21 protein-coding genes and 1 other RNA gene are annotated in these 22,825 nt (G+C 71.7%); 13 read left to right on the forward strand and 9 right to left on the reverse strand.

Annotation, left to right across the window (positions count from 1 at the left end; translation table 11 throughout):
* The 3 genes from ADY59_RS21745 to ADY59_RS21750 are packed head-to-tail and all read left to right on the forward strand — an operon-like array spanning position 1 to position 3,023.
* The gene (locus tag ADY59_RS21745) at positions 1-1,629 is read left to right on the forward strand and encodes a replication initiator (RefSeq protein WP_049564915.1); all 1,629 of its coding nucleotides are present in this window, start codon (positions 1-3) and stop codon (positions 1,627-1,629) included.
* Between the two features lie 33 nt (positions 1,630-1,662).
* Positions 1,663-1,851 carry a helix-turn-helix transcriptional regulator gene (locus tag ADY59_RS48885; RefSeq protein ID WP_082310296.1) on the forward strand — a complete coding sequence of 63 codons (189 nt, stop codon included), beginning with the start codon at positions 1,663-1,665 and terminating at the stop codon, positions 1,849-1,851.
* A complete protein-coding gene (locus ADY59_RS21750) occupies positions 1,851-3,023 on the forward strand; it encodes a tyrosine-type recombinase/integrase (RefSeq protein WP_049564917.1) in 1,173 nt (390 codons plus the stop codon). Before ADY59_RS48885 ends, ADY59_RS21750 begins: the two co-directional genes overlap by 1 nt.
* A gap of 33 nt (positions 3,024-3,056) precedes the next feature.
* On the opposite strand, the gene rnpB is transcribed toward ADY59_RS21750, so the two are convergent.
* The 4 genes from rnpB to ADY59_RS21765 all read right to left on the reverse strand — a co-directional run bounded on the left by rnpB (position 3,057) and on the right by ADY59_RS21765 (position 6,354).
* Positions 3,057-3,449, reverse strand: an RNA gene (gene rnpB / locus ADY59_RS47620) — RNase P RNA component class A.
* Positions 3,450-3,596: 147 nt separating this feature from the next.
* Positions 3,597-4,814 (reverse strand): bifunctional RNase H/acid phosphatase, encoded by a 1,218-nt coding sequence (locus tag ADY59_RS21755; protein WP_049564919.1) that lies wholly within the window; start codon positions 4,812-4,814, stop codon positions 3,597-3,599.
* On the reverse strand, positions 4,811-5,551 hold the full coding sequence (locus ADY59_RS21760) for a zinc ribbon domain-containing protein (RefSeq protein ID WP_049564921.1): 741 nt from the start codon (positions 5,549-5,551) through the stop codon (positions 4,811-4,813). Before ADY59_RS21760 ends, ADY59_RS21755 begins: the two co-directional genes overlap by 4 nt.
* A 2-nt stretch (positions 5,552-5,553) precedes the next feature.
* Entirely contained in the window at positions 5,554-6,354 is an 801-nt protein-coding gene (locus tag ADY59_RS21765; protein ID WP_049564923.1) for a Nif3-like dinuclear metal center hexameric protein, read from the reverse strand.
* Between the two features lie 113 nt (positions 6,355-6,467).
* Between ADY59_RS21765 and ADY59_RS21770 the strand changes: the two genes are divergently transcribed.
* From ADY59_RS21770 to ADY59_RS21795, 6 genes are all read left to right on the forward strand, one after another.
* A complete protein-coding gene (locus ADY59_RS21770) occupies positions 6,468-7,901 on the forward strand; it encodes a flavin-containing monooxygenase (RefSeq protein WP_049564925.1) in 1,434 nt (477 codons plus the stop codon).
* Positions 7,902-7,976: 75 nt separating this feature from the next.
* Positions 7,977-9,005, forward strand: a complete 1,029-nt coding sequence (locus ADY59_RS21775) for a dipeptidase (RefSeq protein WP_049564926.1) — start codon at positions 7,977-7,979, stop codon at positions 9,003-9,005.
* Positions 9,002-9,805 (forward strand): GNAT family N-acetyltransferase, encoded by an 804-nt coding sequence (locus ADY59_RS21780; protein ID WP_231618823.1) that lies wholly within the window; start codon positions 9,002-9,004, stop codon positions 9,803-9,805. Before ADY59_RS21775 ends, ADY59_RS21780 begins: the two co-directional genes overlap by 4 nt.
* A 58-nt stretch (positions 9,806-9,863) precedes the next feature.
* Positions 9,864-11,297, forward strand: a complete 1,434-nt coding sequence (locus tag ADY59_RS21785; RefSeq protein ID WP_049564927.1) for an Nramp family divalent metal transporter — start codon at positions 9,864-9,866, stop codon at positions 11,295-11,297.
* 42 nt (positions 11,298-11,339) lie between these two features.
* The gene (locus ADY59_RS21790; RefSeq protein ID WP_049564929.1) at positions 11,340-12,302 is read left to right on the forward strand and encodes a helix-turn-helix transcriptional regulator; all 963 of its coding nucleotides are present in this window, start codon (positions 11,340-11,342) and stop codon (positions 12,300-12,302) included.
* 34 nt (positions 12,303-12,336) lie between these two features.
* A complete protein-coding gene (locus tag ADY59_RS21795) occupies positions 12,337-13,464 on the forward strand; it encodes a C45 family autoproteolytic acyltransferase/hydolase (protein WP_063780731.1) in 1,128 nt (375 codons plus the stop codon).
* Here the strand turns inward: ADY59_RS21795 and ADY59_RS21800 are convergent.
* The 3 genes from ADY59_RS21800 to ADY59_RS21810 are packed head-to-tail and all read right to left on the reverse strand — an operon-like array spanning position 13,436 to position 17,087.
* Entirely contained in the window at positions 13,436-14,899 is a 1,464-nt protein-coding gene (locus tag ADY59_RS21800; protein ID WP_049564930.1) for an AMP-binding protein, read from the reverse strand. The two genes, ADY59_RS21795 and ADY59_RS21800, sit on opposite strands and share 29 nt — an antisense overlap.
* Positions 14,899-15,924, reverse strand: a complete 1,026-nt coding sequence (locus tag ADY59_RS21805) for an acyl-CoA dehydrogenase family protein (RefSeq protein ID WP_049564932.1) — start codon at positions 15,922-15,924, stop codon at positions 14,899-14,901. Before ADY59_RS21805 ends, ADY59_RS21800 begins: the two co-directional genes overlap by 1 nt.
* A complete protein-coding gene (locus tag ADY59_RS21810) occupies positions 15,921-17,087 on the reverse strand; it encodes an acyl-CoA dehydrogenase family protein (RefSeq protein ID WP_049564934.1) in 1,167 nt (388 codons plus the stop codon). The genes ADY59_RS21805 and ADY59_RS21810 overlap by 4 nt, the downstream gene beginning before the upstream one ends.
* Positions 17,088-17,246: 159 nt before the next feature.
* Here ADY59_RS21810 and ADY59_RS21815 point away from each other — a divergent pair, with 159 nt between their 5' ends.
* Both ADY59_RS21815 and ADY59_RS21820 read left to right on the forward strand, forming a co-directional pair.
* The gene (locus tag ADY59_RS21815; protein WP_231618824.1) at positions 17,247-18,584 is read left to right on the forward strand and encodes a sensor histidine kinase; all 1,338 of its coding nucleotides are present in this window, start codon (positions 17,247-17,249) and stop codon (positions 18,582-18,584) included.
* A 92-nt stretch (positions 18,585-18,676) separates the two neighbouring features.
* Positions 18,677-19,240 (forward strand): TetR/AcrR family transcriptional regulator, encoded by a 564-nt coding sequence (locus ADY59_RS21820; RefSeq protein WP_231618825.1) that lies wholly within the window; start codon positions 18,677-18,679, stop codon positions 19,238-19,240.
* 2 nt (positions 19,241-19,242) lie between these two features.
* Here the strand turns inward: ADY59_RS21820 and ADY59_RS21825 are convergent, their stop codons facing one another.
* Positions 19,243-20,001, reverse strand: coding sequence for a class I SAM-dependent methyltransferase (locus ADY59_RS21825; RefSeq protein ID WP_049564939.1), 759 nt, complete (start codon positions 19,999-20,001; stop codon positions 19,243-19,245).
* 48 nt (positions 20,002-20,049) lie between these two features.
* On the opposite strand from ADY59_RS21825, the gene ADY59_RS21830 reads away from it, so the two are divergent.
* Positions 20,050-20,661, forward strand: coding sequence for a copper resistance CopC family protein (locus ADY59_RS21830; RefSeq protein WP_063780733.1), 612 nt, complete (start codon positions 20,050-20,052; stop codon positions 20,659-20,661).
* A complete protein-coding gene (locus ADY59_RS21835; RefSeq protein ID WP_049564941.1) occupies positions 20,658-21,686 on the forward strand; it encodes a copper resistance D family protein in 1,029 nt (342 codons plus the stop codon). Before ADY59_RS21830 ends, ADY59_RS21835 begins: the two co-directional genes overlap by 4 nt.
* Here the strand turns inward: ADY59_RS21835 and ADY59_RS21840 are convergent.
* Positions 21,644-22,807 carry a hypothetical protein gene (locus tag ADY59_RS21840; RefSeq protein ID WP_231618826.1) on the reverse strand — a complete coding sequence of 388 codons (1,164 nt, stop codon included), beginning with the start codon at positions 22,805-22,807 and terminating at the stop codon, positions 21,644-21,646. The two genes, ADY59_RS21835 and ADY59_RS21840, sit on opposite strands and share 43 nt — an antisense overlap.
* Positions 22,808-22,825: the final 18 nt, after the last annotated feature.

Consider the following 22,825-nt stretch of genomic DNA (forward strand, 5'->3'; position numbering starts at 1 on the left):
ATGCAACTCCAGCTCGACACCGCTTCGGCGCTGGCTCTCACCCCCGGGACCACATCTCCGGCCCCGGGCGTGGGGGCGAACACCGAAACCCCGCTGTCCAGCCCTTTCACGAACGAAACCAGCCAGCACATCCGCACCGCCCTGGAACGCGCCGCACGCCCCGGCTACACCGCCTGGCTCAGCCACGTCGAGTCAGCCGCGGCTTGCACCCACCCGATCCGGCTGCACGGCAACCTGGCCACCGTCGACACCCGGACCGGCGAGATCCTCGACGCCCGGCACACCTCGACCCTGCCCGACGGCGTCATCTACAAAGCGTGCGGCAACCGCCGCCACACCGTCTGCCCCGCCTGCGCCACCACCTACCAGCACGACGCCTACCACCTCGTCCGGGCCGGACTCGTCGGCGGCAAGACCATCCCCGACACCGTCCGCACCCACCCGGCCGTCTTCGCCACCCTCACCGCCCCCTCCTTCGGCCCCGTCCACACCCGCAACGTCCACCGCTGCGCCTGCCGCGACAAAATCCGCTGCACCTGCCGACCGGCCCCCTGTCACGCTCGCCGCGACGCACCCACCTGCCCGCATGGCAGGCCGCTGGTCTGCTGGCAGCGCCACACCCCGAGTGATGAACAGCTCGGCCGGCCTTTGTGCGCCGACTGCTACGACCACAGCCACCACGTCGTGTGGAACCACCACGCCGGAGAACTCTGGCGCCGCACCAAGCAACACGCCGAACGACACCTCAACCAGCTCGCCCGGCAACGCGGCCTGCCACGAGTCCGGCTCTCCCACGGCAAAGCCGCCGAATACCAAGCACGCGGAGCCGTCCACTTCCACATCCTGCTCCGCCTCGACGGCATCGACCCCGACCAGCCCGACACCATCACCCCACCCCCAAGCGGCATCACCACCGACGACATCACCGCCGCCGTCACCCTCGCCGCCACCACCATCGCCTACACCACCGGCCCCCATCCCAACCAGCCCGGCGGCTGGCACATCACCTGGGGCGGCCAGCACGAGATCCGTCCCATCTCCTTGTCGGCCTCCGGCGATGCTCTCGACGACCAAGCCGTCGCCGCTTACCTGGCTAAGTACTCCACCAAGGGCACCGAAGCCACCGGCCACACCTCCCGGCGGCTCACCACCGACACCATCGGCCTGTACGCCGACCCCCATGGCACTCACGCGGAACGGCTCATCGACGCCGCTTGGAAACTCGGGCAAACTCCCGACTGGGCCGGACTGCGCAGGTGGGCCCACATGCTCGGCTTTGGTGGACACTTCCTCACCAAAGCTCGCCGCTACTCGATCACTTTCGGCTCCATCCGCGAACAACGAGCCGCCTACAGACGCACACACGCCCTCAACCGAGGCCAGCAAGGGCCAGAGGGACACCCCGAACCAACGCCATTCCAGCGTCAAGCCACCCTTGACACCAAAACCGAGGAAACCACCCTCGTCATCGGATTCCTCACCTACGCAGGCACCGGCTGGCACACCACCGGTGACCAACTCCTCGCCAACACGGCAGCGGCCCAAGCCCGCGAACGCACCCGAGCAGGACGCGAAGAACTCGCCCACCAGACACGGGAACAGAGTCCGTCCACACCGCTCGCCGCCTGACCAACCCTCAGACTGCGAACGGAGTGCACCACCATGAATCCCACCACGCAGCGAACTTGGAGCACCGAAGAAGTCTCGATCTTCCTCGGCGTGCCCGTCGCCACCTTGTACCAGTGGCGACACCGAGGAATCGGTCCGAAGGGAGCTCGTGTCGGTCGTCACCTCCGATACCTGGAGGAGGACGTTCTCGACTGGTTCCGCCAGCAGCGAGATGCGGCCTGATGGCGCGCGTCCGTGACCTCTGGTTCCGAACTGTCACGGGATCGGATGGTCAAAAGCATCGGCAGAAGACGAAGCGCCATCCCGACAACGGCGGCAGCAAGGAGGCCAAGCGCTGGCTCGCCATCTGGATCGGGCCGGATGGCAAGGAGGAGACGAAAGCCTTCACGACCAAAGTCCAGGCGACGAATCACGGGACGGCTAAAGAGGCTGACCGGCTCCGTGGCGTCTATGTCGACGAACGCAGGGGCAAGCTGCTCTTTCGTGAGTACGCACGGGACAAGTGGCTGCCGTCGCAGGTGCACTTGAGGGTCAATAGCCTCGAAACCTACACCGTCCACCTGCACGCGCATCTGATCCCGGCCATCGGTGATAGGCGGATCGGCAGCCTCACCAGGGCGGATATGAAAGCCGTCGTCGCACGGCTGAACAAGACCTTGGCCCCGACGACGGTGCACACCGTTTTCGCGGTCCTGCGTCTCGTCATGCAAGCCGCCGTCGATGACGGTGACATCCCCAACAACCCCTGCTCACGTGTCCCGCTACCTCGCATCACGGCCCGCGTGGTCGAACCGCTGCCGGTAGAAGCTGTCCTGGCCCTCGCCAACGCGATGACCCCGCGCTACCAGCTGGCCGTGTGGCTCGGCTTCGGGCTTGGACTTCGTCTGGGTGAAGTCCTCGGGTTGACGGTGTCGAAGGTCGAGTTGGAAGCCAGGCGTGTTCTCGTTCATCGCCAAGCGCAGAACGGCGAACTGGTCGAGCTCAAGACCAGGGCGTCACGCCGCACGCTGCCCGTCGATGACCTCGTTCTCGCCAAGGTCGAAGAGCATCAGATGCGCTATCCAGCCGGTCCGGAGGGCGTGCTCATCACCAACCGGTGCCGTCGTATCGCTCAGCGAAAGTCGTTCAACGAATGCTGGCGTGAGGCCGTGGAAAAGGCCGGCCTTCCCAAGGGCACCCGGTTCCACGACCTGAGGCACTTCTACGCTTCCGGCCTGATCAAAGCGAACCTCAATCCCAAGGTGATCCAGACCCGCTTGGGCCATGCCACCATCGCGGAGACGATGGACACCTACGGCCACCTCTTCCCGGACCAAGACGACCTCGGGCGTGGAGTGATTGACGCGCTCCTGCTTCCGACGCTCACGGAACAGGAACGGAACAGGCAACCTTGACCGGGGCTCCGTCCCTGGTCAGAGGGATGGAGTGAGACGAGCCGGCCTGTAGGCCGGGTTCTGTCCTTCGCCAGGCGAAGGGGCGACCATCCATCTAGGGCCGTCGTTGCCGGCGGCCTCAAGCGGTCTACCCGCGCGCCTCGGGCGGGCAGCCCTCGGACGGCGCGCGCGGGACGCTCCGGAGAGCGTCCCTTCTTGACCTTGCTCCAGGTGGGGTTTACCGAGCCGCCCACGTCACCGTGGGCGCTGGTGGTCTCTTACACCACCGTTTCACCCTTACCTCCCGGAAACCGGAAGGCGGTCTGCTTTCTGTGGCACTGTCCCGCGGGTCACCCCGGGTCGGCGTTACCGACCACCCTGCCCTGTGGAGCCCGGACCTTCCTCGGCGGGCCCGTGAGGGCCCGACGCGGCCGCCCGGCCGGCTCGTCTGCGATGAGGCTATCAGCTACAAGCCAACCGCAAGCAAATGGCAAGATCGGGACGATGGGATGAGCCCTGTCACCGCCTGAGGGGGGCGGAGGCACCGGTGGTCGTGCCGGGTGTTCTGGCGGCACCCGGCACGACCGGTCCCGGTCAGCGCAGGTGGGACGTGTCGTTGAACGACTTGACCACGGCCGGGCCGTCGACGTAGTGCTCGATCAGCGACAGGCAGGCCACGTCCAGGTGCATGCGGTAGAGGGCCGCCGGAGGCGCCGTGAGGGCCAGGCGCAGCAGCGTCTTGATGGGGGTCACGTGGGAGACCACCAGGACGGTACGGCCCTCGTACGCCTCCAGGAGGCGCTGCTGGGCACGTTCGACACGGTCGGCGACGGCGGCGAAGCTCTCGCCGCCGGGGGGCGCGACGGCGGGGTCGGCGAGCCAGGCGGTGAGCTCGTCCGGCCACTGGCGCCGCACCTCGGTGAAGGTGTGGCCTTCCCAGGCGCCGAAGTCGACCTCCCGCAGGTCCTCGTCCACCTCGGCGCTCAGGCCGGTGCGCCCGGCGACGGCCTCGGCCGTCTGGCGGGCGCGCTTGAGCGGGGAGCTGACGATGGCGTCCAGCCGGTAGGGGTCGCGGGAGAGCCGGGCGGCGGCCGCGCCGGCCTGCGCCAGGCCGTTGGGGGTGAGCTCGGCGTCCCCGCGGCCGGAGAAGCGGCGTTCGACGGACAGCGGGGTCTCGCCGTGCCTGAGCAGGAGCAGCGAGGTGGCGACGCGGGTGGGCGGCGCCCAGCCGGTGCCCTGGGTGCTCTGGGTGCCCTGGGTGCGCTGCTGGGCCGTGGCCACGGAGGCCGTGGGGGCGGACAGGTCGAGGATGTCGGTCTGCTCCGTCAGCGGCGGGCGGTCGTCCGGGACCCGGGAGATCGACCCGCCAGCGGAGCCGCCCGCCGACCAGGACAGGCCCTTGGCGGCGGCGTCCATGGCCTCGTTGGCGAGGCGGTCGGCGTGCTGGTTGTGGGCGCGGGGGATCCACGTCCACTCGGTGATCCGCAGCCGCCTGGCCAGCTTGCCCGCTTCGAGGGCGAGCGGGCGCAGGCCCTCGTTCTTGATCTTCCAGCGGCCCGCCATCTGCTCGATGACCAGCTTGGAGTCCATCCGGACCGCCACGTGGGCCCCGTCGCCGGCCAGCGACAGCACGGACTGGAGGCCGGCGATGAGGCCGCGGTACTCGGCCACGTTGTTGGTCGCGACGCCGATCGCCTCGGCCGCCTCGGCCAGCACCTGACCGTCGGCGGCGTCCTTGACGACGGCGCCGTAGCCCGCGGGGCCCGGGTTGCCGCGCGAGCCGCCGTCGGCCTCGATCAGGTAGGCGGTCACAGGCCCGACTCTGGCATGCGTACGAGGATGCGGCGGCACTCGTCGCAGCGCAGCACCTCGTCGTGCGGGGCGGCCTTGATGCGGTTCATCTCGGCGATGGACAGCGCCACCTTGCACCCCTGGCAACGGCCGCCGTGCAGCATGGCGGCGCCGACGCCGTACTGCTCCTTGAGCTTCTCGTACAGCGCCAGCAGGTCGGCGGGGAGCTCGCCGGAGACGGCGGCGCGGCGGCCCTGGAGCTCGCCGGCCTCCTTGCCGATGTCGCCGAGCGCGGCGTCGCGGCTGGTCTCGGCGGCGGTCAGGCCGGCGGCGACCTCGTCGCGCTGCGCGGCCAGGTCGCGGACGCGGGCCTCGGCGGCCTCACGGCGCTCCATGATCTCCAGCACGACCTCCTCCAGGTCGCTCTGGCGCCGCTGCAGCGAGGCGATCTCGGACTGCAGGCCGGCCAGGTCGCGCGGGGAGGTGACGGCGCCGGAGTCGAGGCGCTTCTGGTCGCGGTCGGCGCGGGCGCGGACGGTGTCGACGTCGCCCTCGGCCTTGGTCTGCTCGCGCGCGAGGTCGCCCGACTCGGTCTCCGCCTCGATCACCTCGGTGGCGAGCTTGGCGAACCGCTTGGACCGCTCGTCGATCTCGGCCAGCTCGGGCAGGGTGCGGCGGCGATGGGCCAGCCGGTCCAGCTTGGAGTCGAGCTCAGCCAGGTCGAGCAGTCTCTTCTGGGCGTCGGGGGCTGCTTTCATGATCAATATCCTCTTGTCCAAGCATCGGTGACCGTGGCGGAGACGCGCGTCTCAACGTTAACGCCACTGGCGGCCAGGATGGACGCGGCGCTGTCGAGCCACGGCCATTCGGTGGCCCAGTGCGCGGCGTCGATCAGCGCGGGCCCGCCCGCCTCCATGAACTCGCTGGCCGGATGGTGCCGGAGGTCCGCCGTGAGGAACACGTCGACCCCGGCGGCGCGGGCCGTGGCCAGCAGTGAGTCGCCCGCTCCCCCGCTGACGGCCACCCGCGAGACGGGGCGGCTCACGTCGCCGGCGACGCGGATGCCCCACGAGGTGGCGGGCAGCCCGGCGGCGGCGCGGGCGGCGAACTCGCCCAGCGTGGTCTCCTCCGGCAGCTCGCCGATCCGGCCGAGCCCGCGCCGGGGGTCGTCGGGGAACGGCTGCAGCGGCATCAGGTCGCCGGTCAGGCCGACGGCGCGGGCCAGCGCGTCGGAGACGCCCGGGTTGGCCACGTCGGCATTGGTATGGGCGGTGTAGAGGGCGATGTCGTGCTTGATCAGGGTGTGGATCAGCCGGCCCTTGGGGGTGGTGGCGGCGACGCTGGTGGTGCCTCGCAGGTAGAGGGGGTGGTGGGTGACGATCAGGTCGGCGCCCCACTCCAGCGCCTCCTCGGCGACGACGGAGACCGGGTCGACCGCGAACAGCACCCGCCCCACCGGCCGGGCGGGCTCGCCGCAGACCAGGCCAACGGCGTCCCAGGACTCAGCCCGGGCGGGCGGGTAGGCCGCCTCGAGCACGTCGATCACGTCAGTCAGTGTCACTGCAGCCACCTGGGAAGACTATCGGGATCTCCGGCCGGCCGAGGAGCGCGGGGCTGGGCGCGGCAGATCGTCCGGCGTACTGTAAGTGAATCCTGACTCGGGCGGAGGGTGGCATGACACCGAAGGTCGCGATCATCGGAGCGGGGTTCGGCGGGCTGTGCATGGCGATCCGGCTGGAGATGGCCGGGATCGGGTCGTACACGGTCTTCGAGAAGGCCGACGGGCTCGGCGGGACGTGGCGCGACAACAGCTACCCGGGCGCGGGCTGCGACATCCCGTCCCACCTGTACTCGTACTCGTTCGAGAAGTACGCGAGCTGGACCCGCAGATATCCGGAACAGCCCGAAATATTGGCCTACTTAGAGCACTGCGCCGATAAATACGGCGTCAGGGGAAAAATCAAGTTCAATGCCGAGGTCACCGACGCCGCCTTCGACGGCACCCGCTGGCAGGTCACCACCGGCGGCGGCGAGCCCGAGGCCTTCGACGTCGTGGTGATGAGCGTCGGCCAGCTCAACCGCCCCCGCCTGCCCGCCATCCCCGGCATGGACGACTTCGAGGGCGCCGCCTTCCACTCCGCCCGCTGGGACCACGGCCACGACGTCACCGGCCGGCGGGTCGCGGTGATCGGCAGCGGCTCGTCGGCCGCGCAGCTCATCCCCCGGGTGGCCGAGCGCGCCGAACGGCTGACGGTGTTCCAGCGCACGCCCAACTGGGTGATCCCCAAGCCGGACGCCGAGTTCGGCGCGGGAGCCAGGCTGGCCTTCCGGTACGTGCCGGGGCTGCAGCGCGCCTACCGCGAGTGGATCTACCGTTACGCCGAGGGCACGCTCTATCCGGCGCTCGCCGGGGGCTGGAGCCGCGACCTGCTGCGCAAGCGGGCCCTGGGCCACCTGCGCGACCAGGTGCCCGACCCGGAGCTGCGCGCCAAGCTCACCCCCGGCTACCCGCCGGGCTGCAAGCGCGTGATCATCGACAGCGCGTTCTACCCGGCGCTGAGCCGGGACAACGTGGAGGTGGTGACCGAGCCGATCTCCCGCATCACCCCGAAGGGCGTCGAGACGGCACGCGCCCCCTACGAGGCCGACACGATCGTCTACGCGACCGGCTTCCGCGCCACCGAGTTCCTCTCGCCCATCCGGGTGACGGGCCGGGCCGGACGCGACCTGGCCGAGCAGTGGGCCGGCGGCCCGGAGGCGTACCTGGGCATCTCGGTGCCGCACTTCCCGAACCTGTTCCTGCTCTACGGCCCGAACACCAACCTGGGGCACAATTCGATCGTCTTCATGCTCGAATGCCAGGTGGGGCATGTCATGGCCTGCCTGCCGCACCTGTCGGGCGGGCGGCGGCTGGAGGTGCGGCCGGAGGCGATGGCGGCCTGGCGCACCCAGCTCGACGCGGCGATGGCCCGCATGGTGTGGGGCGACGGCTGCCAGAGCTGGTACAAGACGGCCGAGGGCCGCGTCACCAACAACTGGCCCGGCCCCACGCCCCTCTACCGCCGTCTGACGGCCCGGCCGCCGCGCGCCGCCTACCGGCAGGTGTGAGCGCCCAACACCGGGCGCCTTTTCCGTACGATGCCACATGGCAGCGGGCGAGCGCGGGGCGGTAGCGTCCCTCGCATGACGACCTCCCTGCATCAGCGCTCGCTCGTCGCGGACACCCACAACGACCTGCTCATGGCCGTCTCGGCGCGGCCTCCGGAGCGGTGGGCGGACTTCTTCCGCGAGCGCTGGCTGCCGCAGCTCACCGAGGGCGGCGTGAACCTGCAGGTGCTGCCCGTCTTCATCGACGACCAGTACCGGCCCGAGGGCGCGCTGCGCCAGACGCTGCGCATGATCGAGTGCGCCCACGTGATCGCCGAGGGCAATCCGGAGACGGTCCGGCTCTGCCGTGACGCGAAGGAGATCGACGAGGCCCTCGCGGCCGGCCGGATCGCCCTCGTCCTGGCGCTGGAGAGCATGCCGGGCCTGGACGCGAGCGTGGAGCTGGTCTCCACCGTGTACCGGCTGGGCGTGCGGGTGGCCTCGATCGCGCACTGGGGCCGCACGCCGCTGGCCGACGGCAGCGGCGAGGACTCCACCGGCAGCGGCCTGACCTCGCACGGCGTGGCCGCGCTGCGTGAGATGGAGCGGCTCGGCGTCATCTTCGACGTCTCCCACCTGGGCGCCTCCGGCGTCGCGCACGTGCTGGAGCTGACCACCAGGCCGCTGATCGCGACCCATTCCTCGGCCCGGGCGCTGCGCGACCACCACCGCAACCTCACCGACGAGCAGTTGCGCGGCGTGGCCGCGACGGGCGGCGTGGTCTGCGTGAACTTCTTCGCGCCGTTCCTCACCGAGCGCGAGCACGAGGCGACCCTCGACCACCTGCTCGACCACATCGAGCACGTCGCCGGGGTGGCCGGGATCGACCACGTCGGGATGGGCCCCGACTTCATCCGCGAGGTGATGGACGACCTGACGCCGCCCTGCTGCGAGGACGTGAACGCCAGGGGCGTCGACGTGCGGGCGGCCGTCCCCGGCCTGGAGGGCCCGGCGGGCCTGCCGATGGTCACCGAGGGCCTGCTCGGCCGCGGCGTGCCGGAGAAGGACGTGCAGAAGATCGTCGGCGGAAACGTGCATCGGCTCTTCGGGGAGCTGCTCGCGTGACAGACGGGTACGACCACCTTGTGACCAGCGAGGACCTGGCGGCCGAGGCCGCCGCGAAGAGCGGGGTGGCCATCCGCGAGCTGCACGGGATGGCCGAGTTCCGGCAGGCGCTGCGGCTGTTCGACGACATCTGGCACCCGGATCCCGGCAACGTGCCGGTGCCCCTGGAGCTGATGATCGCCTTCGCGCACGCGGGCGGCTACGTGGCGGGCGCCTACGAGGACGACGTGCTGGTGGGCGCGTCGGTCGGCTTCCTGGCGGCCGGCCGCGCCCTGCACTCGCACGTCACCGGCGCGGTGATCGGGCGCGGCGTCGGCTACGCGCTCAAGCTGCACCAGCGCGACTGGTGCCTGCGGCGCGGGCTGGACCGGATCACCTGGACCTACGATCCGCTGGTGCGCAGGAACGCCCGCTTCAACCTGGCCAAGCTGGGCGCCCGGCCCGAGGCGTACCTGGAGAGCTTCTATGGCGCGATGGCCGACGCGATCAACGAGGGCGACGACTCCGACCGGCTGCTGGCGGTGTGGCACCTGGCGGGGCCGCCCGGCGGCGGCCCGGCCGCGCCGGAGGGCGTCCGGCTGCTGGACGCGGCGGGCGGGCGGCCGGTGGTCACCGGGGCGGCCGGGCCGGTGGTGCTGGTGGCGACGCCGGACGACGTCGAGACGCTGCGCCGCGCCGACCCGGGCGCGGCCCGCGAGTGGCGGCTGTCCATGCGCCGGGTGCTCGGCGGCCTGCTGGCCGGCGGCGCCCGGGTCACCGGGTTCACCGAGGACGGTGATTACGTGGTCGAGCGCGGGTAAACAAGCTGTTCGAAAGCTGCGTGAACGCGGCGATCAGAACTGCAGCAAGGAGCTCCGCATGACGGACTTCACCCCCACCGTGCCCACCCGGGTCCTGCCCCCCGTCACCGTCCGCGACCTGCCGGAACCGCCCCGCTCGACCTGGCGCGTCATCGGCCCCGGCCTGGTCGGCGCCGGTGTCGGCCTGGCGTCGGGCGAGTTCATCCTCTGGCCGTACATCGCCTCCCAGGTCGGCCTGATCTTCCTCTGGGGAGCGGCGATCGGCATCATCACCCAGTGGTTCCTCAACATGGAGATCGAGCGCTACACGCTGGCCACCGGCGAGACGGCGCTCACCGGGTTCAGCCGGCTGTGGCGGCACTGGGGCCTGGTGTTCGTCATCATGACGCTCTGCGCGAACCTGTGGCCCGGCTGGGTCACCACGTCGGCCACCATGGTGACCTACCTGACCGGCACGGGCGCCGGGAGCGTGCGCTGGATCGCCATCGGCATGCTGGTGGTGATCGCGCTCGGGCTGACGCTGGCGCCGGTCATCTACACCGCGCTGGAACGGGTGATCTTCGTGAAGATCGCCCTGGTGGTCACGCTGATCGTCGTCGCGATCCTGTTCGCGATCAACGCCGAGAGCTGGGTCCAGGTCGGCCGCGGCCTGACGGTCGACGCCGGCTTCCCCGCCGGTGAGCTGGGGTTCGCGCTGGTGATGGGCGCCATCGCCTACGCGGGCGCGGGCGGCGGCCAGAACCTGTGCCAGAGCAACTGGATCCGCGACAAGGGCTTCGGCATGGGCGCGTACGTGCCCCGCCTGGTCAGCCCGGTCACCGGGCAGGAGGAGGCGGCGTCGTCGACCGGGTTCCAGTTCGCGCCGACGAAGGAGAACCTGGACCGCTGGCGGCAGTGGTGGCGCTTCGCCAACGTGGAGCAGGCCGCCACGTTCGCCCTGGTGTCGTTCCTGACGATCGCGTTCATGTCGATGCTGGCCTACTCGACCGTGTTCGGGCGTGACGGGCTGGCCAACAGCATCGACTTCCTGCGGGTCGAGGGCCAGGTGCTGCAGGAGACGGTCGGGCCCTGGTTCGGCGTGCTGTTCTGGCTGATCGGCGCGCTGGCGCTGTTCGCCTCGGCGATGGGCATCGTCGACTACACCTCGCGGCTGGCGTCCGACATGATCAAGACCGTCTACCTGCGCGAGCGGGCCGTGTCGGTGAACCGCGTCTACTTCATCGTGGTGTGGGCGATGGCGCTGCTCGGCATCGCGATCCTGCTCCTGGGCTTCGACCAGCCGCTCATCCTGCTGGTGCTGTCGGGCAGCGTCGCGGCCGTGATGATGTTCGTCTACTCGATCCTGCTGATCATCCTGAACCGCGGGGCGCTGCCCGAGGCGATCAAGGTGCGCTCCTACCGGCTCGGCGCGCTGATCTGGTCGGTGGCGTTCTTCGGCGGGCTGACCGTGCTGACGCTCATCGAGCAGGGGCGCAAGCTGTTCGGCGGCTGACGCGGAAGCAGGTCTTCCGCGATCGGCGGCAGACTGGGCGGCATGCTGGAAACCTCGGCCCGCCTGCTCAAGCTGCTCTCGCTGCTCCAGGCGCACAGGGAGTGGACCGGCCCCGAGCTGTCCCAGCGGCTCGGGGTCACCACCAGGACCATCCGCAACGACGTGGAGCGGCTGCGCAGCCTCGGCTACCCGGTCCACGCCACCCCCGGCGTGGCCGGCGGCTACCGGCTGGGCGCGGGGGCCGCGCTGCCGCCGCTGCTGCTCGACGACGAGGAGGCCGTGGCTGTGGCGGTCGGGCTCGGCAGGGCGGCGGGCGGCGGCGTCGAGGGCATCGAGGAGTCGTCGGTGCGCGCGCTGGCCAAGCTGGAGCAGGTGCTGCCGTCGCGGCTGCGGCACCGGGTCAGCGCGCTGAACACCTACACCGTGCAGATCCCCGGCACGGCCCCGGCGGTGCCGCCCGAGGTGCTCACCACGATCGCGAACGCGGCGCGCGACCGCGAGCGGCTCCGCTTCGGCTACACCGGGCACGACGGCGACGAGACCGAGCGGGACGTGGAGCCGTACCGGCTGGTGCACCGGCGCGGACGCTGGTACCTGGTCGGCTACGACGTGGGCCGCGACGGCTGGCGGACGTTCCGGGTGGACCGCCTCAAGCCGCGCACGCCGGGCGGTCCCCGGTTCACGCCGCGCGAGCTGCCCGCCGACGGCGACGTGGCCGCGTTCGTGGAGAAGGGCGTCAGCACCGCGATGTGGCGCTACCGGGGCACGGTGCTGCTGCACGCCCCGGCCGAGCGGGTCCGCGCGCTGGGCGTGGGCGCCGAGCTGGAGATCGAGCCGGTCGACGACGCCACCTGCCTGCTCAGGCTGGGCGGCGACGACCTGAACGGGATGGCCGTCTGGGTGGGCTTCCTCGGCCTGGACTTCGAGGTGCTCGACCCGCCGGAGCTGGCCGAGGTCGTGCTGCGGCTGTCAGAGCGCTACCGGCGGGCGGTCAGCGGCCGGTAAGAGGACGGTCAGCCCCGGCGCCGACGCTGGTGCCATGACCATTACACAGATCGCTGGCGGCAGGAACGACTTCCAGCTCGTGCACCACCTGACCGTCGGCGGCTCCCAGGAGGAGATCGGCAGGCGGCTCGCCGAGGAGGCGAGCCGCCTGGGCTGGCGGCCGCAGCCGGTGGACCCGGTGGTGAGCCGGGCCCGCCGGACCTGGTTCGAGCGGCACTGGCCGCAGCACCACGCCCGGATGGACGGCGCGGCGCAGGCGCTCGGGCTCGACCCCGAGCAGGACGACCTGGCGCTGGACGGCCTGGGCTTCGTGCCTGCCGGGTCGGGCTGCTCGGCGCTGTGGTGCCCGCCGTCGGCCGCCACCGACGGGCACGGCAGGGTGGGCCGCAACTACGACTTCTTCACGCTGACGGCCGGCGAGTTCATGGGCCGGGGGGCGCGGCCCGGCGAGCTGCCGATGGCCTCGCGCCCGTACGTGATCACCACGGTGCCGGACGAGGGCCTGGCCTCGACCGTCATCACGATGAGCGACCTGGACGGCTGCATGGACGGCATCAACGAGGCCGGGCTGGCGGTGATGCTGCTCATCGCCGACATCGAGCAGGCCACGCCGCCGGAGCAGACGAGCCCGCAGGTGGGCCTGGGCAGCGTGCAGCTGCCCCGGTTCCTCGTCGACACCTGCGAGAACGTCGAGCAGGCCAAGCAGGCGTTGCTCGGCGCCAAGCACTACGACCACGGCGCGCCGCTGCACTACCTGGTCGCCGACGCGCGCGGCGGCGCGTTCGTGTGGGAGCGCGGCAGGGACGGCGGCGAGCACATCGTCGAGTTCGGCGACGGGCCGATCTGCGTCACCAACCACCTGCTGCACCGCAACCCCGACCCGATGAACCTGCCGGAGGACGGCGAGGCGACCTTCCGCACGTACGGCAGGCTGCGCTCGCTGTACGAGCGGAGCAAGGGCGCGGTCATGTCCGGGCGGGACCTGCGCGACAGCCTGGCCGCGGTGGCCGTGGGCACCGATGAGGAGGGGCCCTGGCGCACCACCTGGACGAGCGTGTTCGACACCCACGAGCGCACCCTGTCGACCCGCTTCTACCTGGGCGACGAGGCCGGTTACAGCGAGGAGCTGGTGTTCACGCCTCGTCCAGGTACTGCTGCCTGACCTTCGAGCGTGACAGCTTGCCCGTGGGCGTGCGGGGCAGCTTGTCGCGGTAGGCGATCACCTTCGGGTGCTTGAACCTGGCGATCCGCGGGCCGCAGTGGCCGAGCAGCTCGGCGGTGAGCCCGTCCCCCGGCGTGACCCCTTCGGCGGGTTCGACGAGGGCGACCACGTTGTGCCCCCACTCCTCGTCGGGCACGCCGATGACGGCCACGTCGGCCACCGCCGGATGCTCCAGCAGCGCGGCCTCGATCTCGGCCGGGTAGATGTTGACCCCGCCCGACACGATCAGGTCGGTCCGCCGGTCGCACAGGAACAGGAAGCCGTCCTTGTCCAGGTAGCCGATGTCACCGGGGGTGTACCACTCGCCGCGCATGCTGGCCGCGGTCTTGGCCGGGTCCTTGCGGTACTCGAAGCCGCCCAGGCCGGACTTGACGTAGACGAGGCCGGGCTCGCCGGGCGGCAGCTCGGCCCCGCTCTCGTCGAGGATCCGCGCCTCGAACGTGGGCGCCGGCCTGCCGACGGTGCCGGGCCTGGCCAGCCAGTCGTGCGGCTTGACGGAGAAGGCGATCGTCGACTCGGTCGAGCCGTAGTACTCGTAGAGCACCGGCCCCCACCAGTCCATGATCTGCTGCTTGACCGCGACGGGGCAGGCGGCGGCGGTGTGGATGACCTGCTCCAGGCTGGAGACGTCGTAGCGGGCCCGGACCTCCCCGGGCAGCTGCAGCATCCGGTGGAACATGGTGGGCACCATCATCGCGTTCGTCACCCGGTGCCGCCCGACCAGCTCCAGGACGGTCTCCGGCTCGAACCTGGGCGCGATCACCACGGTGTGCCCGAGGTGCAGCGCGAACTGCGTGTGCGCGCACGGCGCGGAGTGGTACATCGGCGAGGTCACCAGGTGCACGCCGTCGCCCGGCCGCAGGTCGACGACCTCGCCGAGGAACCACGTGTAGAGCGGCACGACGGCCTCGGGCTCGGCGCCGGGCAGCTTGCGCTGCACCCCTTTGGGGAAGCCGGTGGTCCCGGACGTGTACCACATGACCGCCCCGGCGGCCCGCCCGCCGGGCGCGTCCGCCGGCTGCCCCTCGGCCAGCCCGGCCGTCCCGGCCGCCGCGCTCACCACCAGCTTCGCGTCGCAGTCGGCGACGATGTACGCGATCTCCGTCTCGGTCAGATGCCAGTTGACGGGCACGTAGTAGAGGCCGATCTGCCCGGTCGCCATCAGCATGACGACGGCGTCCAGGCCGTTGGGCAGCACGCCCGCCACCACGTCGCCGTCGCCGAGCCCGCGCTCGCGCAGCCCGTGCGACACCTGGTTGACCAGGGCGAGCAGTTGCCCGTAGGTGGTGCTGGAGCCGTCGGCGTCGATGACGGCGAGCCGTCCGGGGGCGGCCCCGGCGATGGCGTAGAAGCCGGGCAGGGCGCTGATGTCCATCACAGCTCCAGCAGGTCGGCGAGCCTGGCACGGTGCGCACGCGGCGGGCCCAGCAGCACCTCGTCCGTCTTGGCGCGCTTGTAGTACAGGTGGGCGTCGTGCTCCCACGTGTAGCCGATGCCGCCGTGCAGCAGCAGGTGGTCGCGGGCCACCTCGAAGCAGGCGCGGCCCACGTACGCCTGGGCGAGCGCGGCGGCCTCGGGCAGCTCGTCCGGCGACTCGTCGGCCGCCCAGGCGGCGTAGCGGACGATCGACTCGGCCTGCTCCAGCTTGCCGTGCATGTCGGCGAGCTTGTGCTTGACGCCCTGGTAGGAGCCGATGTAGCGGCCGAAGGCGACGCGTACCTTGGCGTAGGCGACGATGGCGTCGAGCGCGGCGCGCATCACGCCGAGCTGCTCGGCCGCCAGCGCGACGGCCAGCCGGTCGCCGACGCCGGCCGGCGCCGGCCCCAGCACCCGGGCTGCCGCCCCGCCGAGCTCGACGCGCGCCTGCCCGCGGGTGATGTCGAGGGTCTCCAGCGGCGTCCGGGTGACGCCCTCGCCGTGCAGGTCGACGGCCGTCATGACGAGGCCGTCGCCGGTCGTGGCGGGCAGCAGCAGCACGTCCGCCTCCATGCCGGACAGCACCTGCGGCAGCGTGCCGGTGACGGTGCCGTCGCGCAGCGGGATCCCGGTGTGCGGCCGCGCGAGGGTGGCGGCGATCCGGCCCTCGGCGATGCCGGTCAGCAACTCCTTGTCGGGCACGCCGGCCAGCGCGATCGCGGCGAAGGTCGTGGCCAGGAACGGGCCGGGCAGCAGCACCGCGCCCGTCTCCTCCAGCGCGACGGCCAGGTCGGCGAATCCGGCGCCCGCGCCGCCGTACTCCTCGGCGACGAGCAGCCCGGCCAGGCCGAGCTCGCCGTTGAGCCGCGCGTAGACGGCGGGGTCGTAGCCCTCGCGCGCCCTGGGCGGCGGCGAGGCGGCGGCCAGGAACGCGCGGACGGCGGCGCGCAGCTCCTGCTGCTCCTGGCTGAGTACGAGCTTCACTCCTGCGTCCCCACCTTCAGGTCCTTGAACGGCACGGTCTTGTCCACCCGGGGCTCCGGCGGCAGGTTGAGCACCCGGTCGCCGACGATGTTGCGCATGATCTCGTTCGTGCCGCCGCCCAGCGCCATGCCGGGCGCGGCGGCGACGGTGAAGCCGAGCGGGTGGTCGCCGACGACCGACTCGGGGCCGGTGAGCCGGGTGGCCAGGTCCGCCTGGAACAGGTAGAGCTCGGCCAGCAGCAGCTTGGCGGCGCTGCCCCGGGCGCCGGGGAACTGCCCGGCGTTGGTCTCCTGGGCCAGGCGCTGGTTGAACAGCGCCAGCGCGCGGGTGCGGATGTGCAGCTCGACGAGCTCGTCGCGGACCAGCGGGTCGCTCGTGTCGAGCGTGCGGCGCAGGGCTTCGAGGGAGGCCGGGTTGTCGCGCTGGCCTCCCATGCCGACGCCGGCGGAGATCGACAGCCGCTCGTGCAGGAGGGTCGTGACGGCCACGCTCCAGCCGTCGTTCACCTCGCCGACGCGGTGCTCGTCGGGGATGTGCACGTCGTCGAAGAAGATCTCGTTGAAGTTGGCGCGGCCGCTCATGTCGCGCAGTGGGCGGACGGTGACGCCGGGGTGGCGCATGTCCACCACGAACATCGTCAGGCCCCTGTGCTTGGGCACGTCCACGTCGGTGCGGGCGAGCAGCAGCCCCCAGTCGGCGTGGTGGGCGACCGAGGTCCACACCTTCTGACCGTTGACCACCCAGTCGGCGCCGTCGCGCACCGCCCGGGTCTGGAGGCTGGCCACGTCGCTGCCGGCGCCCGGCTCGGAGAAGAGCTGGCACCAGATCTCCTCGCCGCGCAGCAGCGGCCGCAGGAAGCGTTCGCGCTGCTCGTCGGTGCCCCGGTCGACGAGCGTCGGCCCGGTCATGCCCAGGCCGATCGAGAAGACGTAGGTGGGCAGCGTGTGGTCCTTGGCCTCGGCGGCGAAGGCGCGCTCCTCCTCCTGCGTGAGGCCCTGGCCGCCCCAGCGCTGCGGCCAGGTGATGCCGGAGTAGCCGGCGTCGTGCAGCCGGGCCATGAAGTCTTTCGCCCGGGCTATCGGGTCGCCGTCCGGTCCGTCATCCGATGGTGCGTTCTCCTGCAGCCATGCCCTGGCCGCACGCCGGTAATCAGCGAGATTCACATCGACTCCTCGGCAATCAGTGCTCACTTACTCTAACCACCGCGCGGCAGGCCGTACAGAGCATTGATCTAGAGGTGTTTTAAGGGGTTTGTCGTTGAATCTCCGCTAATTAGCATCAACGTAACTTAGTGTGATCGCCTGGTCACCGGAGGGGGAGGTGTGATCACGCGGTTCGGCGGCTCCATGCGCAGACGGCTGGCGCTGTTCGCGAGCACGGCCATGGCGCTGATCTGCGTCGTGGTCAACTCCTTCGTGCTGTACACGCTCTACAACGCGACCGTCGAGTACAAGCGGGTCGAGGTCGTCGACTACGCCCTGCACGTGGTGCACATGATCAAGCGGGGCCGGCTGCCCACCCGGATCAGCTCCGGGATGGACGGCGTCCAGGTCGTCGACTCCGCCGGGCGGGTGGTGGCCGCCGGCGAGGAGCTGGCCGGGGCGCCGCGGATCAGCCGGCTGGCGCCCCGCGACAACAGCGTCAACCAGGTCGAGGTGGTGTGCGACGTGCCGTCGCTGCCCCAGGGATGCCAGATGATGGCCGTGTTCCGGGTGTACCAGCCGGAGGGCGACTGGCTGGTGTACGTCAGCGACGCCACCGTCCCCTGGTACGTCACGCCGCGGGTGCCGGTCTTCCTGCTGGGCCTGTCGCTGGGGCTGATCGCGCTCACCTGGTGGGGCGTGTCGCGGGTGGTGGCCAGGACGCTCGCGCCGGTGGACCGGATCCGCGCCAAGCTGGCCGAGATCAGCGCCGCGCGCAGCGGCATGCGGGTGCCGGTGCCGGAGACCGACGACGAGATCCGCGACCTGGCCCTGACCGCCAACCAGACGCTCGACCGGCTGGAGGAGGCCGCCGAGCAGCAGCGCCGCTTCGCCTCCGACGCCTCCCACGACCTGCGCAGCCCCATCACCGCCATGCGCGCCCAGCTGGAGGAGGCGATGCTGCACCCGCACGACGCCGACTGGCCGCGAACCGGCGAGGCGCTGCTGGACAGCCTGGACCGGCTGCAGGCGATCGTCACCGACCTGCTGACCCTCGCCAGGCTCGACGCGGGCGAGCCGCCCCGGCTGCAGCCGGTGGACCTGGGCGAGCTGGTCACCTCGGAGACCGCCAGGCCGCGCGCGCACCGGGTGGTCGTCACGCTGCAGCCCGGCGTGGTGGTCACCGGCGACCGGCTGCGCCTGGCCCGCCTGCTCACCAACCTGCTCGACAACGCCGACCGGCACGCCGAGTGCATGATCATCGTCACCGTCAGGAAGGACGGCCAGGCGATCCTGGAGGTCCTGGACGACGGCGCCGGCATCGTGCCCGACAAGCGGGAGATGGTCTTCGACCGGTTCACCCGCCTGGACGCCTCACGCAGCCGCGACGCCGGCGGGACCGGACTCGGCCTGCCCATCGCGCGGGAGATCGCGCGCGCCCACCACGGCACGCTCACCATCGAGGACTCCGAGACCGGCGCCCGTTTCGTGCTCCGCCTGCCGCTCCGGGAAACGTGACGCTCGTCCTGTTTGTCCTTACGAATACCTTCGAGCGTTGATTAAAGTAACCCGCTGTGACTCCAGGTTTTAGCCGGTTACGGCGCGAAGATTTGCTGAAGACCGCCTGCGAAGTAATCGCCGCACAAGGATTCGGGCATACGAGGACACTCGACATCGCCCGCGCCGCCGGTGTCAGCCAGGCGTTGCTCTTCTACCACTTCGAGACGAAGGACGGGCTGTTCGCCCAGGCCTTCGCCTATGCCGCCCGGCGCCACCTGGACGCGCTGGCCGGGGTCGAGCGCTCCCCCCGGCCGCCGCTCGACCGGCTGCGCGCCCTGCTGCGGCTCTGCTCCCCCGGTGGTTCCCCCGAGGGCTGGCGGCTGTGGATCGACGCCTGGGCCGAGTCGATGCGCAGCAAGGACCTGGAGGAGACCTCCCGGCGGCTGGACGTGCAGGGCCGGCTGGTGCTGCGCGGCATCATCGAGGCCGGCGTCGCCTCCGGCGACTTCACCTGCGCCGACCCCGACGACGCCACCTGGCGGATCTTCGCGCTGAGCGACGGGCTGGCCATCCAGCTCAACGTGCACGGCAGGGTGCTGTCGCGCCGCCGTGCCACCCAGCTCGTCCGCACGGCCGCGGCCCGCGAGCTGGGACTGACCGCCGAGGACCTGTGACCTCAGGGGCGCCGGGCGACCAGCACCGACGTCACGATCCGCTGCTCCCACACCCCCGACGGCCGCGCCGCCAGCAACGCCTCCCGGACGGCGGCGGTGAACTCCGCCGCCCTGGCGCCGAGCAGCGCGGGCGAGCTGTAGGAGTAGGACAGCTGGAGGCCGGTCACGGCGTCCACGTCCCGGGTCGCCGTCCAGGCGAACAGCGTCTCCTCCATGCGGCTGAAGGGCGAGCGCTTCAGCACGTCGTCGTGGTGCTCGCCGGTCGCCTGGAACGAGTCACCGGCCGTCATCGGCCCCAGGCCGAACTCCCGGCGCACCGGCCGCACGACCGGCTCCCACGGCTCCTCGGGGTCCTCTCGCGACGGGCCCACCAGCATCACCGCGCCGCCGGGCGGCAGCAGTGCGTCCAGCTCGGCGAGCACCGCGCGCCGGTCCATCCAGTGGAACGAGCGGCCCATCACCACGTGGTCGAACGCGGGCAGCTCGCGCAACGTCGTGGAGTCGCCGCGCAGCCAGCGGATGTTGGCGGCCCCCTCCGCGAGCCGCCTGCCGGTGTCGAGCATCTCCGGGTCGGGATCGGCCGCGATCACCTCGCGCACCCGCGCCGCCAGCGGGATCGCCACCGTGCCGGGGCCGCAGCCCAGGTCGAGCACGCGCGCGTCCGCACCCGCCTCGCGGGCCAGGTGCGCGATCGCCTCCTCGCCGTGAGAGGCGCGGTAACGGGCGTAGTACGGGGCCGCACCGCCGAACAGGTCACTCATGGATGGCACCATAGACGGGTTTGAACATGCTCGATGGAAGGTTGTTCGTTGAGGCGGCTACTCACGGTCCTGCTGCTGGCCTGCGCGGCGATGGGCTTCACGACCCCCGCGCGGGCGCACAACGTGCTGGTCGGCAGCGACCCGGCGGACGGGGCGACGCTGGCCGCGCCGCCCGGGCGGATCACGCTGGTCTTCGACCAGCCCGCGCGGCAGGGCTACGCGCAGATCGGCGTCACCGGGGGCGACGGGTCCCCCTGGGCCGACGGGGCCGCCGTGGTGTCGGCCGAGAAGGTGTCGGTCGCGGTCAAGCCGCTGCCGGCGGGGCGGTACGTGGTCGGCTACCGCATCCTGTCGTCCGACGGGCATCCCGTCACGGGCAAGATCTCCTTCACCGTGGGCGGCTCAGGCGCGGCCGCGCCGGCCGGTGACTCCGGCGCCGCCGTGCCCGACGCGGGAGCAGCGGCCGCCGAGGCGGCGGCCAACGGCGGGGCCGGCATGGCCGTGGTGTGGATCGTGGCCGCCCTCCTCGTCCTGGCCGCCGGCACCGCCGTGGCCCTGCGCCGCTCCCGCTCCTCCGGCGTCGCCGCCGCCTCTTCCGGGGACGGCTCCGACGGTGAGGGGCCGCTGCCCGGCCGCGCCGGGACGGGGGCGAGCGCGTGACGTCCACGCGGGTCGTCGCCGCGCGGGCCGGGCAGGGGCAGCTGGCGGGCGGGGCGTTCGCGGTGTGCGCGATCGTGGCCGCCGTCGTCGCCAGCACGCTCACCGCGCAGGAGGCCGTGCCCGGCATCCCGATGCCGGGGCCGCTCGTGACCGTGGGGCTGCCGGTCGTGCGGGTGCTGCTCGACGTGGCCGCCGTGGCCGTGGTCGGGCTGAGCCTGGTACCGAAGCTGCTCGGGTTCGACGCCCCCGAGCGGACCGAGCCGGTGCTGCGCCGGGTACGCCCGCTCGCGGTCACCGCCGCGTGGGCGTGGGCGGTGTGCGCGCTGCTGACGATCGTGTTCCAGACCGCCGAGCTGAACCCCGGCCGGGTGCCCACGCTCGGCATGATCGCCTCCTACGTCGACACCGTCGGCACCGGTCAGGGGCTGCTGTTCAGCGCCGCGTGCGCGCTGGCGGCGGCGGGCATCGGGCTGATGGCGGTGCGGTTCGGCGAGAAAGTGCCGGCCGAGCTGCGGATCGTGGTGGCGCTGTTCGGGCTGCTGCCGATCCCCGTCACCGGCCACGCGGTGGACTCCGTCTGGCACGACCCCATCATGATCATGATGGAGGTGCACGTGATGGGCGCGGCCGCCTGGACGGGCGGGCTGATCGCGCTGGCCGTGTTCGTGGCCCCGCGCGCGGAGCTGCTGGCCGTCGCCCTGCCGCGCTTCTCCCGGATGGCGACCGTGTGCCTGCTCATGGTGGGCATGTCCGGGCTGGTCAGCGGCCTCGGCACGATGGCGCTGACGCCCGGCGTGGTGCTTCCCGACGCGATCGTGACCAGCCAGTACGGGCTGCTCGTCGTGGTCAAGGTGACCCTGACCGCGCTGCTGGTGCCGCTGGCCGCGCACATCAGGTTCCGGCTGCTGCCCGGCATCCGCGCGGGGCGGGCCACGGCCGTCGCCGGCTGGGCGACGGCCGAGGTCGCGGTGATGGGGCTGGCCTACGGGGTGGCGGTGGCGATCACCCGGGCCTCGATCGGCTGACGGCGGCCCGCGTACCACTCGCAGGCCAGCCAGACGGCCAGCAGGCCGAGCCCGGCCCAGACAGCCGACGCCGTGGCCAGGGGCGGCGAGCCGAGCAGCCCCTCCTGGCCCTTGAGCGCGCCGTACACAGGGCCCATGAGCGCGCTCTGCGCCATCAGCGCGCCGTAGACGGCGGCCGTGGCGGCGACCGCCCCGACGACGGCGCGCACCGCCGGGTGCCGCAGCGCGAACGCCAGGTCCACCAGCAGCCCGCCGATCACCAGGAAGAACGGCACCGCCGACGGCGGGAAGCCGGCGACGGTCAGCAGCGGCCAGATCGCCACCCTGAACACCACGTAGGCCGCGGCCACCAGCGTCGCCGCGCCGAACCGGCCGATCATCATCCGGGCCGCCACCAGCACCCCCAGCCCGGCGACGACCGCGTACACCGGGTAGAGCGTGTCGGGCACGGGCAGCGTGAAGTTGGTGATCATGATGCGGTCGACCGGCCGGCCCATCTGCTCGGCGGCGAAGTCGAGCAGGATCTTCTCGGCGTAGACCACCTTGTTGTCCCAGGCGCCGAGCGACAGGATGCCGTACTCCTGGTGCTGCTCGGGGAAGTGCACGTTCTCCAGGAAGAACGCCAGGAAGGCGCCCAGCACCACCGTGCGCTCCCGGCCGGGCGGCGCGCCCATGAACCAGCCCCGGACCACACCGGCGATCATGAAGAACGTGCCGACGTAGAGCATGATGTGCGACGGGCTCCACGACGTGATGTCGAGACCGTTGATCCGGTGGTTGATCAGGTCGAGCGGCACCGCGATCAGGAACACGCCGGTGCCCCACTGGATCAGCCGCAGCGCCGCCTTGTCCACGCCGTAGCCGGTGTAGCCATGGATGATCGTCAGGGCGACCACGATGGCGGTGCCGACCGAGTTGAGCAGGTGGGGCGGGGCCAGGTCGTCGCGCAGCCACATGAAGTGCCACGACACGTCCCAGGCCGACCCGAGGACCTTCAGGGCGAACGCCACCAGCCACCCGAAGTACAGCACCCGGAACAGGTCGTGCGGCGTCTCGCGTCCCGCGGGGCCCCTGGTCCAGTAAGGCAGGGCCCAGTTCTTTATCGTCGCTGGTGACTTCACGGCGATAAAGCTTACGGT

Origin of the sequence: Nonomuraea sp. SBT364 (assembly GCF_001083785.1) — a bacterium.
GTDB lineage: Bacteria > Actinomycetota > Actinomycetes > Streptosporangiales > Streptosporangiaceae > Nonomuraea.